Consider the following 14818-nt stretch of genomic DNA (forward strand, 5'->3'; position numbering starts at 1 on the left):
ACATCAAGGACCCGACGCAGAACATCGTGTGGGTCACGCCGGAAGGCGGCGGCGGGCCGAATTACCCGAACATGTAATCGGACCACCGCCGATCCGCCGGAACGCGCCGCCACGAGCGGCGCGTTTTTTGGGGTCGCTGAAAACGAAACGGGGCGCTGCCTGAAGCAGCGCCCCGTTTTGCATTCCCCGCACGTCCGCCAGGCGACGCGCCCCGCCCGTTTGCGTCAGGTCGCGCTGCCGGCAATCTTCGGCGTCGGCGTCTCGACGTCGCCGCACTGCGCGCGATGGCGCAGCGCATGGTCGATCAGCACCAGCGCGAGCATCGACTCGGCGATCGGCGTCGCACGAATACCGACGCACGGATCGTGACGGCCGAACGTTTCCACCGTCGCTTCGTCGCCAGCCTTCGTGATCGAACGGCGCGGCGTACGGATGCTCGACGTCGGCTTGATCGCGATCGACACGGTGATGTCCTGCCCCGTCGAAATCCCGCCGAGCACGCCGCCCGCGTGATTGCCGACGAAACCACCCGGCGTCAGTTCGTCGCCGTGCACCGAGCCGCGTTGCGCGACACTGTCGAAGCCCGCGCCGATCTCGACGCCCTTCACCGCGTTGATGCTCATCATCGCCTTCGCGATATCGGCATCGAGACGGTCGAACACCGGCTCGCCCCAGCCGACCGGCACGCCCGACGCGACGACGTCGATGCGCGCGCCGATCGAATCGCCATCCTTGCGCAGCGCATCCATGTACGCCTCGAGTTCCGGTACGACCGCCTCATTCGGCGAGAAGAACGGGTTCTCGTGCACGTGCGACCAGTCGACGAACGGCACGTCGATCTCGCCGAGGCCGCTCATGTAACCGCGCACCTCGACGCCGAAGCGCTCGCGCAGCCACTTCTTCGCAACGGCACCCGCACCGACGATCGGCGCGGTCAGGCGTGCGGACGAACGGCCGCCGCCGCGATAGTCGCGGATGCCGTATTTCTGCCAGTACGTGTAATCGGCGTGACCGGGACGGAACGTCTCGACGATGTTGCCGTAGTCCTTGCTGCGCTGGTCGGTGTTGCGGATCAGCAGCGCGATCGGCGTGCCGGTCGTCACGCCTTCGAACACGCCCGACAGGATCTCGACCTCGTCGGCCTCCTGCCGCTGCGTCACGTGCCGCGACGTGCCGGGCTTGCGGCGATCGAGCTCGACCTGGATGTCGGCTTCGGTCAGCCCCATCCCCGGCGGGCAGCCGTCGATCACGCAGCCGATCGCGGGACCGTGCGACTCGCCGAAGGTCGTGACAGTGAAAAGCGTGCCGAGGGTATTGCCGGACATGATGGAACCGCCCAAAGTGAAATGGGCAAACCGATGCGCTACCCGGGCCGCGGGCAGGTCGATCGTTTGCCGGTCGAGAAAAAGAGGTAAGCCGCTATTATGCCAGCCGTCCCGGGCCCGCGGGCCGCATGACATGCCGGCCGGGCGCACGACACGTACACGGGCAGCCCGGCCAGTGCCGCCCGACGGCCGTTCCGGCCCGGCGGCCAGCGGATGCCGGCACGGAACCGGCCGGCGCCCGCCTACTTCCGCCTACTTCCGCGCGCCGCGCAGCTCGGTCACCGCCGCCTGCAGCGACTCGGGCGTCGCGACCGACGCCGGGACCGGCTCGCCGACCGCCAGCGTCAGCCGGCTCATCACGCCGCGCTTGATGGGGCGCGGCATCCGCGCATCGGAATGCCGCGAGAAATAGCTGCCCCACAGCCCGCGCAGCGCCATCGGGATCACCGGCGCCGGCGTGCGGCCGAGGATCTCGGTGATGCCGTGGTGGAACGTGTTGATGTCGCCCGTCTTCGTCAGCTTGCCCTCGGGGAAGATGCACACGAGTTCGCCTTCCTTCAGCGCGGCTTCGCACAGGTCGTAGGCGCGCGCGAGCATCGCGGGATCCTCGTGGCGCGGCGCGATCGGGATCGCCTTCGCGTGCCGGAACACCCAGCTCGCGAAGCGCGTCTTGAAGATCCGGTGATCCATCACGAAACGGATCGGGCGCGGGCTCGCGGCAGCCAGCACGAGTGCGTCGACGTAGCTGACGTGGTTGCACACGAGCACGGCCGCCCCTTCCGCGGGAATCCGCTCCCCGTGGACGAGACGGATCCGGTAGAAGGTGTGCACGAGCACCCACGCGACGAAGCGCAGCAGGAACTCGGGCACGAGCAGGTAGATATACGTCGCGACGATCACGTTCAGCAGCGCGGTGACGAGGAACAGCCCCGGGATGTCGACGCCGGCCTTGGTCAGCCCCATCGCCATCACGGCCGACAGGATCATGAACAGCGCGTTCAGGATGTTGTTCGCGGCGATGATCCGCGCGCGGTGCGTCGGCGCACTGCGGCTCTGGATCAGCGCGTACAGCGGCACGCTGTAGAAGCCGCCGAACATCGCGAGCAGGAACAGGTCGGCCAGGATGCGCCAGTGGCGCGCGCCGGCCAGGAATTCGCCGACCGACAGCAGGTGGCCGGGCGACGGCAGCGCGTGGCTCGCGAAATACAGCTCGATCGCGAACACGCTGATGCCGATCGAGCCGAGCGGCACGAGGCCGATCTCGACGCGCCGCTGCGACAGCCGCTCGCACAGCAGCGAGCCGAGGCCGATACCGACCGAGAACGTCGCGAGCAGGATCGTGACGACGTCGGGGCTCGCGGACAGCACGTCCTTCGCGAAATTGAAGAACGACGTGAGGAACGTCGCGCCGACGAACCACAGCCACGAGATGCCGAGCAGGCTCAGGAACACGGTGCGGTTCTGGCGCGCGAGCCCGAGATTGCGCCAGGTCTCGCTGACCGGATTCCAGTTGATCACGAGATCGGGCTGCGGCGCCGGCGTCGACGGCACGCGCTGCGCGACGAGCCGCCCCGCCAGCGCGATCACGACGACGCTCACCGCGAGCACGCGCTCGCCGGCGCCTTCGATGCCCGCGGCCGCGCCGCCGATGATCGTGCCGATCAGGATCGCGATGAACGTGCCCATTTCGACGAGGCCGTTGCCGCCGACCAGCTCATGCTCGCCGAGATGTTGCGGCAGGTACGAATACTTGACGGGCCCGAACAGCGTCGAGTGCATCCCCATCATGAACGTGCACAGATACAGCAGCGTCGCGCTGTGCGTGACGAAGCCGGCCGCGCCGACCAGCATCAGCACGATCTCGAAGGTCTTCACGAAGCGCGTGAGGGTCGCCTTGTCGTATTTGTCGGCGATCTGGCCGGACGTCGCCGAGAACAGCACGAACGGCAGAATGAAGATCGCGGAGATCAGGAACGCGGCCGTCTTCGCGTCGACGCCGGAGAACCGCGCGGTGTGATAGGTGACGAGCGACGTGAAGCCGATCTTGAAGACGTTGTCGTTCAGCGCACCGAGGAACTGGGTCGTGAAGAACGGCGCGAAACGGCGCTCGCGCAGCAGGTCGAACTGCGACGCGTGGGCACGACGTTCGTCGCGCCGCTCCGAAGAAGCTTGCGTTTGATCGCTCATGCGGAATACGCGCGCATCGTCTTGGCGAAGCTGCGCGGGCCTTGTGTTGTCGTTGAAAAAAAGGCGGCGCAGGACAAGCCTGCGCCGCCGTGTGCCGGATGGCGGCGCCCATGCATCCAGGTGCCGGGCGCGGCGTGGTTCACGGCTTGTGCGCTTCGGCTTCCGATTCCGACTCCGGCCAGTCGCGGATGTACGCCTTCAGCATGCGGTTCTCGAAGCTCTGCGCCTCGACGACCGTCTTCGCGACGTCGTAGAACGAAATGACGCCCATCAGCACCTTCTTGTCGAGCACCGGCATGTAGCGTGCGTGACGCTCGAGCATCATCCGGCGCACTTCGTTGACGTCGGTTTCCGGCGTACACGTGAGCGGCTCGTCCATCACCTTGCGCACCTGGACGTCGCCGATCGCGCCGCCGTTCACGTGCAGGCGCAGGATGATCTCGCGAAACGTCAGCATCCCGACGAGATCGCCGTACTCCATCACGACGAGCGAACCGATATCGTGTTCGGCCATCGTATCGACCGCTTCGCGCAGCGGCTTATCGGGCGTCACCGTAAACAGCGTGTTGCCCTTCACTTTCAGAATATCGCTGACGCGCATCGTAGTCCCCTCATGCTTGAATGCAAAATCTCTTTCGATCCTATCGGAAAGCCTGTCAAAAGGAAAGCGCGGCCCCGCGCGGCGGCCCGCCCCCGCTTGCGGACACGGGCCGGCCGCCGCACAATGGCCCTATCGACGGCGGCCCGAGGAGACGGCCATGGCGCATACGCATTCCGAGCAATTCGCCAGCTTCGCTGATTTCTACCCGTATTACCTGAACGAACACCAGAACCTGACGTCGCGGCGGCTGCATTTCATCGGCTCGCTCGGCGTGATCGGCTGCGTCGCGATGGCGATCGCGACCGGCTACTGGCTGTGGCTGCCGGCGGCGATCGTCTGCGGCTACGGGTTCGCGTGGGTCGGACACTTCTTCTTCGAGAAGAACCGCCCGGCCACGTTCCGGCACCCGATCTACAGCCTGATGGGCGACTGGGTGATGTTCAAGGACATCTGCACCGGCAAGATTCCGCTGTAGCCGCCGAAATCCGCCTTCACGCGGGCCGCGGCGGCCGCGCGTGCGGGTCGGGCACGGCGTCCGGCGCCTGCCCGGCGATCCCGGCCGGCTGTGCGCCCGCGAGCCGGTGCGCGGCGATCAGCGACGCGAGCGACACGTCGAACCGGTCGCTCGACAGCACCGCGAGCAGCGCCGCGCCTTCCACGTGGCTGCGGCGCCGCTGCAGCTGATAGGTCAGCTCCGTGCGGTCGATCACCAGCACGTCGAACAGTTGCGCGAGCGTCAGCTGCTCCGGATTCGCGAGCAGGATGTAGCGCGGCGTGGTCTCGCCGCCGCCGTCGAGCCGCGCAATCCATTCCCGCTCCTCCATCGTCGTCAGCAACCGCTGCGCGGTTTCCATGTCGCAGCGCAGCATCGTCGCGAGCCGCATCGCCGTATAGCCGCGCTTGCCGGCCGCGCGCGCTTCGGCCAGCCGCGCGAGCAGCTCCAGCGCGTCGAGCAGGTCGCTGCCCGGATAGTGGATGCGGTGAAACTGCCCGACGCGGATCGCCGGCAGCGCCGACGCCACCATCGCGCCGAGGAGCGCGATGAACCAGCTCAGGTACACCCACAGCAGGAACACGGGCAGCGCCGCGAACGCGCCGTAGACGGCCGTGTAAGTCGGAATGCGCCGCACGTAGTAGCCGAAGCCGCGCTTCGCGAGCTCGAACGCGACGGCCGCGAACAGCCCGCCGATCACCGCGTCGCGCCACGCGACCGCGCAGTTCGGCAAGTACACGTACAGCAGCGTGAACGCGAGCACCGTCAGCGGCAGCGACGCGAGCGCGAGCAGCCACTCGACGATCGACGTGGACGGCCCCGCGCCGGTGAACGCGAGCGACTGCGTGAACAGGTACGACGAGATCGACAGGCTCACGCCGAACAGCAGCGGGCCGAGCGTGATCAACGCCCAGTAGGCGAGCACGCGCTGCGCGAACGGCCGCGGCTTGCGCACGCGCCAGATCAGGTTGAACGCCGATTCGATCGTCATCATCGTCATCACCGACGTGACGACGAGCACGATCAGGCCGGCCGTCGTCAGCCCCTTGGCCTTCGACGCGAACTGGTTCAGGTACTTGAAGATCTGGATGTTGAACTGCGCGGGCATCAGGTGGTCCGCGAGGAACCCCTGCAGCGAGATCTGGAACGACGCGAACATCGGGAACGCGGTGAACAGCGCGAACGCGACCGTCACGAGCGGCACGAGTGCCAGCATCGTCGTGAAGGTCAGGCTGCCCGCCACTTGCGGGATGCGATCCTCGGCGCTGCGCCGGGCCGCGAACTGCGCGAGGCGCTTGATGGTGTCGAGATCGACGCTCAACTTCGGCAAACGGCTTCTCCTTCTCGATGCCGCGCGCCTCACGGCGCGCCGCCGCCGCGCTGCGCGACGGCTTCAGCCCCTATAATAGCCGCTCGATTCCAGCAGGGGCCGACTGCACCGGGCACGCGCGCGGCCGCACGCGGCTCCGTCGCCCATGAAAGACATCCTCGTCCTCTATTACAGCCGCCACGGCGCCACGCGCGATCTCGCGCTCGCCATCGCGAACGGCATCGACAGCGTGCCGGGCATGCAGGCGCGCATCCGCACCGTGCCACCCGTATCGACCGTCTGCGAAGCCACTGCCCCCGACATCCCCGCCGACGGCCCGCCTTACGCGGAACTGCGCGACCTCGAGGAATGCGCGGGCCTCGCGCTCGGCTCGCCGACCCGCTTCGGCAACATGGCCGCATCGCTCAAGTATTTCCTCGACGGCACGACACCGCAATGGCTGGCGGGTGCGCTGACCGGCAAGCCCGCGAGCGTGTTCACGTCGACGGGCAGCCTGCACGGCGGCCAGGAATCGACGTTGCTGTCGATGATGCTCCCGCTGCTCCATCACGGGATGATGATCGTCGGGATCCCGTACACCGAATCGGCACTCAGCACCACGCGCACCGGCGGCACGCCGTACGGCGCGTCGCATGTCGCGCACCACGATCGTACGGCGTCCGGCGGGCTGTCCGCGGACGAGAAGGCGCTCGCGGCCGCGCTCGGCGTGCGGCTTGCGCGCGCGGCGGCCGCCCTGTCAGCCGCCCAAGGCGCCGAGGCCGCATGAACGCCCCCGCCCGCCCCGCCATCGCAGCCCGGCCGCGCTACGCGCTGGCCGCCGCCGCGTGCCTCGTCGCGTTGATCGCGCTGTCGCTCGCCTGGGAGCTGTGGCTCGCGCCGCTGCGCCCGGGCGGCTCCGCGCTGATGCTCAAGGCCGTGCCGCTCGCGCTCGCACTGCCCGGCGTCTGGCGGCGTAACATCTATACGATGCAGTGGGCGAGCATGCTGATCCTCGTCTATTTTGCCGAAGGCATCGTGCGCGGCATGTCCGATCGCGGGCTGTCCGCGACGCTCGGCTGGTGCGAGACCGCGCTTGCCGTCGGCTTCTTCGTGGCGGCGCTGGCATACGTCGCGCCGTTCAAGCGCGCGGCCAAGCAGTCGCGCGCCGCGTCCTGACCCTTACGCGACAAGGTGATGATGTCCTCCGAAGCTTTCGTTTCCGCGTGCCGCGACGCGATCGGCGCCGACTACGTGCTGACCGCCCCGCACGATACCGAACCGTTCCTGACCGACTGGCGCCGCCGCTACAAGGGCGCCGCGTGCGCCGTGCTGAAGCCCGCGAACACCGCCGAAGTCGCCGCGCTCGTGAAGCTGGCCAACGCGCACGGCATCGCGCTCGTGCCGCAAGGCGGCAACACGGGCCTCGCCGGGGGCGCCACGCCCGATGCGAGCGGCAGCCAGGCCGTGCTGAGCGTCGCGCGCCTGAACCGCGTGCGCGCGCTCGATCCGCACAACAACACGATCACCGTCGAAGCCGGCGTGATCCTCGCCGACGTGCAGGCGCGCGCCCGCGAAGGCGGCCGGCTGTTCGCGCTGAGCCTCGCGGCGGAAGGCAGCTGCACGATCGGCGGCAACCTGTCGACCAATGCGGGCGGCACCGCGGTGCTGCGCTACGGCAACGCGCGCGAGCTGTGCCTCGGGCTCGAGGTCGTGACGCCGCAGGGCGAAATCTGGGACGGCCTGCGCGGACTGCGCAAGGACAACACCGGCTACGACCTGCGCGACCTGTTCATCGGGGCGGAAGGCACGCTCGGGATCATCACCGCAGCCGTGATGAAGCTGCATCCGCTGCCGGCCGCACAGGTCACGGCGCTCGCCGCGCTCGAATCGCCGCACGCGGCGCTCGACTTCCTGTCGCTCGCGCAGCGCGCGGCCGGTCCGCTCCTGACCGGCTTCGAGCTGATGTCGGATTTCTGCATGCAGCTGGTCGGCAAGCACTACCCGCAGCTGCGCTACCCGTTCGCGCAGACGCATGCGCAGACGGTGCTGCTCGAGCTGTCCGACAACGAAAGCGAAGCGCATGCGCGCGCGCTGTTCGAGAAACTGATGGAAGAAGCGTTCGAGGCCGGGCTCGTGGTCGACGCGGTGGTCGCGGAGAACCTCGCGCAGTCGCGCGCGTTCTGGGGCCTGCGCGAGCACATCCCGCTCGCGCAGGCCGACGAAGGGCTCAACATCAAGCACGACATCGCGGTGCCGATCTCGTCGGTCGCGCGCTTCATCGACGAGACCGACGCGGCGATCCAGCAGGCCGCGCCGGGCGCGCGGATGGTCACGTTCGGCCACCTCGGCGACGGCAACCTCCACTACAACGTGCAGATGCCCGAAGGCAGCGATGCAAAGGCATTCCTCACCGCGTTCCAGGTGCCGATCAACCGGATCGTCTACGACAACGTGCACCGCCATCACGGCACGATCAGCGCGGAACACGGTATCGGCCAGTTGAAGATCGACGACGCGCAGCGCTACAAGTCGCCGGTCGAAACGACGCTGATGCACACGCTGAAGACCGCGCTCGATCCGCGCGGCCTGATGAATCCCGGCAAGGTCCTGCGCTGAAGCCATCCACTCCGGAGCCCCGCCCGTGAAAGTCCGCGTCCTGTCCGACCTGCACCTCGAAAGCAACCAGCCCGACGTGATCGCGCATGCCGACGCGGATCTCGTCGTGCTGGCCGGCGACATCCACAATCACGCGGAAGGCCTGCGCTGGGCCGCCGAAACGTTCGACCCGGCCGTGCCGGTGGTCTACGTGCCGGGCAACCACGAGTATTACGACGGGGAATTCGGGGCGCTCGAGACGGCAATGCGCGACGCGGCGCATGCGCTCGACAACGTGCATTACCTGAACAATGGCGTCTACGTCGATCCCGGGCAGCGCTTCCGCGTGCTCGGCACGACGCTCTGGGCCGATTTTTCGCTGTTCGGCAACGACGACGCCAGCGTGGCGGGCGCAATCGAGGCCGCGCTGCGCGTGATGCTCGATTTCAAGGGATTGATCCAGGTGACCTGGCCGCACGACGCGGCGCTGCATGCGGCGCCGGGCACGCAGGAACGGGATTTCTCGCCGGCCGACGCGATCGCGCTGCACCGGCAAGGCCGCGCATGGCTGGAAGCGCAACTCGCGACGCCGTTCGCGGGCAAGACGATCGTCGTCACCCATCATGCGCCGCACCGGCGTTCGCTGGCAGAACGCTATGCGGAAGATCTCGCTTCGGCGGGGTTTGTGACGGACATGGCGGAACTGGTGCGGCCGCCGGTGGATCTGTGGCTCCACGGCCACACGCATACGTCATTCGACTATGTTGCGGACGGCGGCACGCGCGTGGTGTGCAACCCGCGCGGCTACATCCACCGGCGCACCGGCGAACGGGAAAATGCCGCGTTCGCGTGGGACAAGGTCGTCGAGCTCGGCTGAGCGCCGGCCCGGGCGGCCGCGTTGCGCGGCCTTCCCGACCTGAAGTGTGACGGCAGGATCAGCGGCCCGGGCGGCGCGGCTCGCGCACGCGCACCGGAACCGGCTTCATCTGCGCCTTCGCCTTCATCGCACGCAGCAGGTCGCGGGTCGCCGCGGCGGCGGCAGCCGCGCCCAGCAGAACGCCAAGGCCGATCATCAGGTGCGTATCCATTGCTACTCCGGTGTGGTGTATCTCGTTAATTCCCACAGTATCAAACTGTCTGACACACGTTCGTAAAAAAATGTTGCGTGAAGGACAAATCTCGTCAGATAGCCGCCAACCGCGCTGTCATGTCGCACGCGTGTACTGCTCGAGCGCGGCTTCGTCCGCTTCGAGCGTGGCCGGCAACTCGTCGCGCAGGAAATCGACCCAGGTGCGAATTTTCGCGTCGAGGTACTGGCGCGACGGATACAGCGCGTAGATGTTCATCACGTGCGACCGGTACTCCGGCATCACGCGCACGATGTGCCCGCTGCGCAGCCAGCCGATCGCCGAATAGAGCGGCAGCCCGCCGACCCCCATCCCCTCCCGCACGGCCACCGCGAGCGCCTCGGCGACGTTCACGCGGAACGGCGGCGCCGTGATCGGCACGACCTCGTCGCCGTTCGGCCCCGCCAGCGCCCATTCGTCGAAGTGAAAACCCGGCGCGACCATCCCGAGGCACACGTGCTGCGCGAGATCGGCCGGCCGCTGCGGCACGCCGTGCGCCTCGACGTAGCCCGGCGACGCACAGACGACGCTGTAGCTCTCGCCGAGCCGCTGCGACACGAGCCCCGAATCGGGCAGGTCGCGGCCGACGACGATCGCGACGTCGTACCCCTCGTCGAGCAGGTCGGGCATCCGCTGCGCGAGCGTCAGCTCGACGTGCACGTCCGGGTAGCGCTCGCGGTAGCGCGCGATCGCCGGCACCAGGTAGTGCTGGCCGAGGCTCGTGAAGCAATGGACCTTCAGCTTGCCCGACGGGCGCGCATGCGCGTCGCCCGCCTCGGCTTCGGCCTGGTCGACGTACGCCAGGATCTGCTCGCAGCGCTGCAGGTAGCGCTCGCCGGCTTCGGTCAACGCGATCCGGCGCGTCGTGCGGTTCAGGAGACGCGTGCGCAGGTGCGCCTCGAGATCCGAGACTGCGCGCGACGCGTAGGCGGTGGTCGAATTCATCTGCTGGGCGGCCGCGGTAAAGCTTCCCGCGTCGACCACGCGGACGAACACCCGCATGTTTTGTAACGTATCCATCCCATTACCCGTTTGAATCCGGAGGGATTGTTGCACAGGGGCCAACAAATATTATCTCAGGATTCGTAAAAATGACTTGCACCGTTGTCCATTTATTCAGGAATCACTGAAAAATATAATCGCATCCGACTCATCTATATCCGAAAGGGAGAAAATCGTGCAGTCTCCGGCGACAAAAGGGACGCTCGCACTGGCGGTTCTTGCAGTCTCATTAATAATGGCCGGCTGCGCGAGCATGGGCGCCAACAACAAGCCGCAATCGGCCCGCATCGAGGCGAACGCGCTCGACGCCGGCGCCGCGATCCGCGCGGCCGACCGCGACGCGGGCTGGCCCGCGGCGGACTGGTGGCGAGCCTATCGCGATCCGCAGCTCGACACGTGGATCGCCGCCGCCCAGGCCGGCAACCCGACCCTCGCGGCGGCCGAGGCGCGCGTGCGCGAAGCGCAGGCGATGGCGCGCGTCGCCCGCTCGGCCGAACTGCCGCAGATCAACGGCAACCTGTCGCTGACGCGCGAGCACTGGCCCGACAACGTGTTCTACGGCCCGGGCCCGCTCGCGAACGCCGACACGTGGAACAACACCGGCACGCTCGGCCTGTCGTATCACCTCGACCTGTGGGGCAAGGACAAGAACGCGACCGAACGCGCGCTCGACACCGCGCATGCGACCGCGGCCGATGCACGAGCGGCGAAGCTCGAGCTCGAAGTCAACGTCGTGCGCGCGTATGTCGGCATGTCGATGAACTACGCGCTGCTCGACCTCGCGCATGAAACGTTCGAACGCCAGCGTTCGCTCGCCGATCTCGCGCGCAAGCGGCTGCAGGCCGGCCTCGGCACGCAGCTCGAAGTGAGCCAGGCGGAATCGACGCTGCCCGACTACGAGCGCCAGATCGACAGCTATGAGGAAGCGGTCCAGCTCGCGCGCCACCAGCTCGCCGCACTGGCCGGCAAGGGCCCGGGCGCCGGCGACGCGATCAAGCGGCCGCAACTGTCGCTCGATGCGCCGGCCGGGCTGCCGTCGGCAATGCCGGCCGATCTGCTCGGCCGCCGCCCCGACGTCGTCGCGGCGCGCTGGACGGTCGACGCGCAGGCGCGCGGCATCGATGTCGCGAAGGCGTCGTTCTACCCGAACATCGACCTGCTCGCGACGGTCGGCGGCTTCGGCGTGACCGCGCCGTTCACCGACTTCCTGCGCGCGATGAACGGCGGCTGGACGGCCGGCCCCGCGCTGTCGCTGCCGATTTTCGAAGGCGGCCGGCTGCGTGCGCAGCTCGGCGCGGCGAACGCGGGCTACGACCAGGCGGTCGAGCGCTACAACCAGACGATCGTCGGCGCGCTCAAGGACATCGCCGACCAGGTCGTGCGGATCCGCTCGCTCGATACGCAGAAGAAGGACGCCGCGCGCTCGGTGGCCGCCAACGACCGCAGCTACCAGCTGTCGCGCGAAGGCTTCCGCCGCGGGCTGACCGATTACGTGAACGTGCTGGTCGCGCAACAGCAACTGCTGCGCGCGCAGGAGACGGCCGCCCGCATCGATGCGGAACGCCTCGCCGCGCATGCACAGCTGATGGCCGCGCTCGGCGGCGGAGTCGAGACGGGCACGGACGTACCGAAGGACGAGACGGCCGGCGCCGCCGCGCCGGCTGCCGCGTCGGGCACGAAGCCCGTGGCAGCCGCCGCCCGGCCCGCGCAGGTCGCGACCGCCGGTGCGTCCGGCGCAACGGCCGCACGGTAACGCGGAGCGCCGCCATGTCAGCCTCCTCCCCCGCTTCCACGCCCGCCGGCGGTCCGGTCGCGGCCTGGTATGCCGCATTCGGCGACTGGGCCCGCACCGACGGCGCCGCGTGGCTCTACCTGTTCAAGGCGCTGCTCGCCGCGTTCATCGCGACCGGCGTATCGATGCGGCTCGACCTGCCCGCGCCGAAAACGGCGATGACGACGGTATTCATCGTGATGCAGCCGCAAAGCGGCGCGGTGCTCGCGAAGAGCTTCTACCGCGTCGCCGGCACGATCTTCGGGCTGATCGCGACGCTCACGTTCGTCGGACTGTTCCCGCAGCAGCCGCAACTGTTCCTGCTGGCGGTCGCGCTGTGGGTCGCGCTGTGCACGGCCGGCGCCGCGCGCAACCGCAACTTCCGCAGCTACGGCTTCCTGCTGGCCGGCTATACGACCGCGCTGATCGGGCTGCCCGCGTCGCAGCACCCGGACGGCGCGTTCATGAGCGCAATGACGCGCGTGGCCGAAATCATGGTCGGGATCGTGTCGGCCGGCGTGGTCAGCGCACTCGTGTTTCCGCAGACCACCGGCGAGCAGATGCGCACGACGGTACGCAAGCGCTTCGGCAGCTTCGTCGACTACGTCGCATCAGCGCTGTCGGGCTCGCTCGACCGCGCGCATATCGAAACCATCCACACGCGCTTCGTCGCGGACGTGGTCGGGTTCGAGGCCGCGCGCAGCATGGCCGTGTTCGAGGATCCGGACACGCGGATGCGCAGCGGCCGCCTCGCGCGGCTGAACAGCGAATTCATGAGCGCATCGAGTCGCTTCCATGCGCTGCACCAGCTGATGAACCGGCTGCATGCGGCCGGCGCGCAGGCCGCGATCGACGCGATCGAGCCGTACTTCCGCGAAATCGCCCCGCTGCTGCTGACGCCCGCCGGCGAACCGGTGCGCTCGTCGACCGATGCGGGCCACGCGGCCGAGCAACTGCTCACGTGGCGCGATGCGCTGCCGCGCCGCATCCGTGCGACCCGCGCGGCGCTCGAAACGCAGCCGGACTTTCCGTTGCTCGATTTCGACACGGCCGCCGAACTGCTGTACCGCTTCATCACCGACCTGCACGAGTACGCGGCCACCTACGCGTCGCTGTCGACCGCGACGCACGAGCGCGAACGCTGGATCGAGCGTTACGAGCCGCGCACCAACATGACGGCGATGGTGATCGCGGCGATTCGCACCGCGACCGTGATCCTCGTGCTCGGGTGGTTCTGGATCGAGACCGCGTGGCCGAGCGGCGTGACGCTCACGCTGACGGCGGCGGCCACCTGCGCGCTCGCGTCGTCGACGCCGCGTCCGACCGCGATGTCCGCGCAGATGGGCATGGGCACCGCGCTCGCCGTCTGTACGGGCTTCCTGCTGACGTTCGGCATCTATCCGCACATCGACGGTTTCCCGCTGCTGTGCGTCGCGCTCGCACCGTTGCTCGCGATCGGCATCTACATGACGCTGAAGCCGAAGCTCGCCGGCTACGGGATGGGCTACCTGATCTTCTTCAGCTTCCTCGCCGGCCCGGACAACATCACGCACTACGATCCGACCAGCTTCATGAACGATTCGCTCGCGCTCGTGCTGTCGATGCTGGTGTCGGCGATCGCGTTCGCGGTGCTGTTCCCGCCGACCGCGCCGTGGCTCAAGAAGCGCCTGTTCGCCGACCTGCGCCACCAGGCCGTCGCGGCCGGCCACGCGCGGCTCGCGGGCTTGCGCACACGCTTCGAAAGCGGCGCGCGCGACCTGATGTACCAGGCGCACACGCTGTCGGCCGACCAGCCCGACGTGCAGCGCGACGCGCTGCGCTGGATGTTCGCGGTGCTCGAAACCGGCAACGCGACGATCGACCTGCGCCACGAGCTGGCGACGCTGCCGCCCGACCCGCGCTATGCGCCGGCGATGCCGTGGCGTCGCGCGATCGAGTCGATGCGCAGCGCGCTGTCTGCGCTGTTCTCGAAGCCGAGCGCCGCGCGTTTCGATGCGACGCTCGCCGCGACCAATGCGGCGATCGATGCGACCCGGCAGACGCTCGACGCGTTCGAGCCGTCGCGCGAAGAGCGCCACCGGCTGCAGCGCATCCTGAGCCACCTGCATTTCGTGCGTACCGCGCTGCTCGATCCGGAATCGCCGCTCGAGCCGCTCAACCGCAACCGCCCCGTGCTGCCCCAACCAGGAGCCTCGTCATGATGCCGCGTGAAATCGCCATTCTCGATGCCTACATGCCCACGGTGGTCCTGATGTTCGTCCTGGGCGCGCTCGCGACCTGGGCCGTCGACCGCCTGCTCGCCTACACGGGCCTCTACCGTCTCGTCTGGCACCCGTCGCTGTTCCGGGCCTGCCTTCTCGTCTGTATTTGCGGCGGACTGAGTCTCGCCGTCTACCGTTGATTCCGAA

The 14818-nt window shown here is 68.3% G+C and carries 15 protein-coding genes; 9 read left to right on the forward strand and 6 right to left on the reverse strand.

Annotated features, from left to right (window positions below):
* Positions 1-77: 4Fe-4S dicluster domain-containing protein (locus BLA15945_RS38070; protein WP_133168007.1), on the forward strand; the 77-nt coding region annotated here is incomplete at its 5' end.
* A gap of 147 nt (positions 78-224) precedes the next feature.
* Here the strand turns inward: BLA15945_RS38070 and aroC are convergent.
* From aroC to BLA15945_RS36395, 3 genes are all read right to left on the reverse strand, one after another.
* Positions 225-1325: a chorismate synthase gene (gene aroC / locus BLA15945_RS36385; protein WP_059234733.1), complete on the reverse strand. Its 1101-nt coding sequence runs from the start codon at positions 1323-1325 to the stop codon at positions 225-227.
* Positions 1326-1577: 252 nt separating this feature from the next.
* Complete coding sequence (locus BLA15945_RS36390; protein WP_174994638.1) at positions 1578-3512, reverse strand: MFS transporter; 1935 nt, start codon at positions 3510-3512, stop codon at positions 1578-1580.
* Positions 3513-3651: 139 nt separating this feature from the next.
* Positions 3652-4113, reverse strand: coding sequence for a CBS domain-containing protein (locus tag BLA15945_RS36395; RefSeq protein WP_059234738.1), 462 nt, complete (start codon positions 4111-4113; stop codon positions 3652-3654).
* Between the two features lie 157 nt (positions 4114-4270).
* Here BLA15945_RS36395 and BLA15945_RS36400 point away from each other — a divergent pair, with 157 nt between their 5' ends.
* On the forward strand, positions 4271-4588 hold the full coding sequence (locus BLA15945_RS36400; RefSeq protein WP_059234740.1) for an Mpo1-like protein: 318 nt from the start codon (positions 4271-4273) through the stop codon (positions 4586-4588).
* 16 nt (positions 4589-4604) lie between these two features.
* Here the strand turns inward: BLA15945_RS36400 and BLA15945_RS36405 are convergent, their stop codons facing one another.
* Entirely contained in the window at positions 4605-5936 is a 1332-nt protein-coding gene (locus BLA15945_RS36405) for a YihY family inner membrane protein (protein WP_059234741.1), read from the reverse strand.
* A gap of 145 nt (positions 5937-6081) precedes the next feature.
* Between BLA15945_RS36405 and wrbA the strand changes: the two genes are divergently transcribed.
* The 4 genes from wrbA to BLA15945_RS36425 are packed head-to-tail and all read left to right on the forward strand — an operon-like array spanning position 6082 to position 9387.
* A complete protein-coding gene (wrbA, locus tag BLA15945_RS36410) occupies positions 6082-6702 on the forward strand; it encodes an NAD(P)H:quinone oxidoreductase (RefSeq protein ID WP_174994639.1) in 621 nt (206 codons plus the stop codon).
* Complete coding sequence (locus BLA15945_RS36415) at positions 6699-7091, forward strand: DUF2069 domain-containing protein (RefSeq protein WP_174994640.1); 393 nt, start codon at positions 6699-6701, stop codon at positions 7089-7091. The genes wrbA and BLA15945_RS36415 overlap by 4 nt, the downstream gene beginning before the upstream one ends.
* A gap of 18 nt (positions 7092-7109) precedes the next feature.
* The gene (locus BLA15945_RS36420; protein WP_174994641.1) at positions 7110-8531 is read left to right on the forward strand and encodes an FAD-binding oxidoreductase; all 1422 of its coding nucleotides are present in this window, start codon (positions 7110-7112) and stop codon (positions 8529-8531) included.
* A gap of 25 nt (positions 8532-8556) precedes the next feature.
* Positions 8557-9387 (forward strand): metallophosphoesterase, encoded by an 831-nt coding sequence (locus tag BLA15945_RS36425; RefSeq protein WP_174994642.1) that lies wholly within the window; start codon positions 8557-8559, stop codon positions 9385-9387.
* A 58-nt stretch (positions 9388-9445) separates the two neighbouring features.
* Here the strand turns inward: BLA15945_RS36425 and BLA15945_RS36430 are convergent, their stop codons facing one another.
* Both BLA15945_RS36430 and BLA15945_RS36435 read right to left on the reverse strand, forming a co-directional pair.
* Complete coding sequence (locus tag BLA15945_RS36430; RefSeq protein WP_006476208.1) at positions 9446-9598, reverse strand: hypothetical protein; 153 nt, start codon at positions 9596-9598, stop codon at positions 9446-9448.
* A gap of 117 nt (positions 9599-9715) precedes the next feature.
* Positions 9716-10657 (reverse strand): LysR family transcriptional regulator, encoded by a 942-nt coding sequence (locus BLA15945_RS36435; protein WP_059234751.1) that lies wholly within the window; start codon positions 10655-10657, stop codon positions 9716-9718.
* A gap of 157 nt (positions 10658-10814) precedes the next feature.
* Between BLA15945_RS36435 and BLA15945_RS36440 the strand changes: the two genes are divergently transcribed.
* From BLA15945_RS36440 to BLA15945_RS36450, 3 genes are read left to right on the forward strand one after another with little or no spacing between them, the layout of a single operon-like run.
* Positions 10815-12392 (forward strand): efflux transporter outer membrane subunit, encoded by a 1578-nt coding sequence (locus BLA15945_RS36440; protein ID WP_174994643.1) that lies wholly within the window; start codon positions 10815-10817, stop codon positions 12390-12392.
* 14 nt (positions 12393-12406) lie between these two features.
* Entirely contained in the window at positions 12407-14611 is a 2205-nt protein-coding gene (locus BLA15945_RS36445) for an FUSC family protein (protein WP_174994644.1), read from the forward strand.
* The gene (locus BLA15945_RS36450; protein ID WP_011351756.1) at positions 14608-14811 is read left to right on the forward strand and encodes a DUF1656 domain-containing protein; all 204 of its coding nucleotides are present in this window, start codon (positions 14608-14610) and stop codon (positions 14809-14811) included. Before BLA15945_RS36445 ends, BLA15945_RS36450 begins: the two co-directional genes overlap by 4 nt.
* The last annotated feature ends 7 nt before the right edge of the window (positions 14812-14818 follow it).

The sequence above is a fragment of the Burkholderia arboris genome (genome assembly GCF_902499125.1).
Taxonomy (GTDB): domain Bacteria; phylum Pseudomonadota; class Gammaproteobacteria; order Burkholderiales; family Burkholderiaceae; genus Burkholderia; species Burkholderia arboris.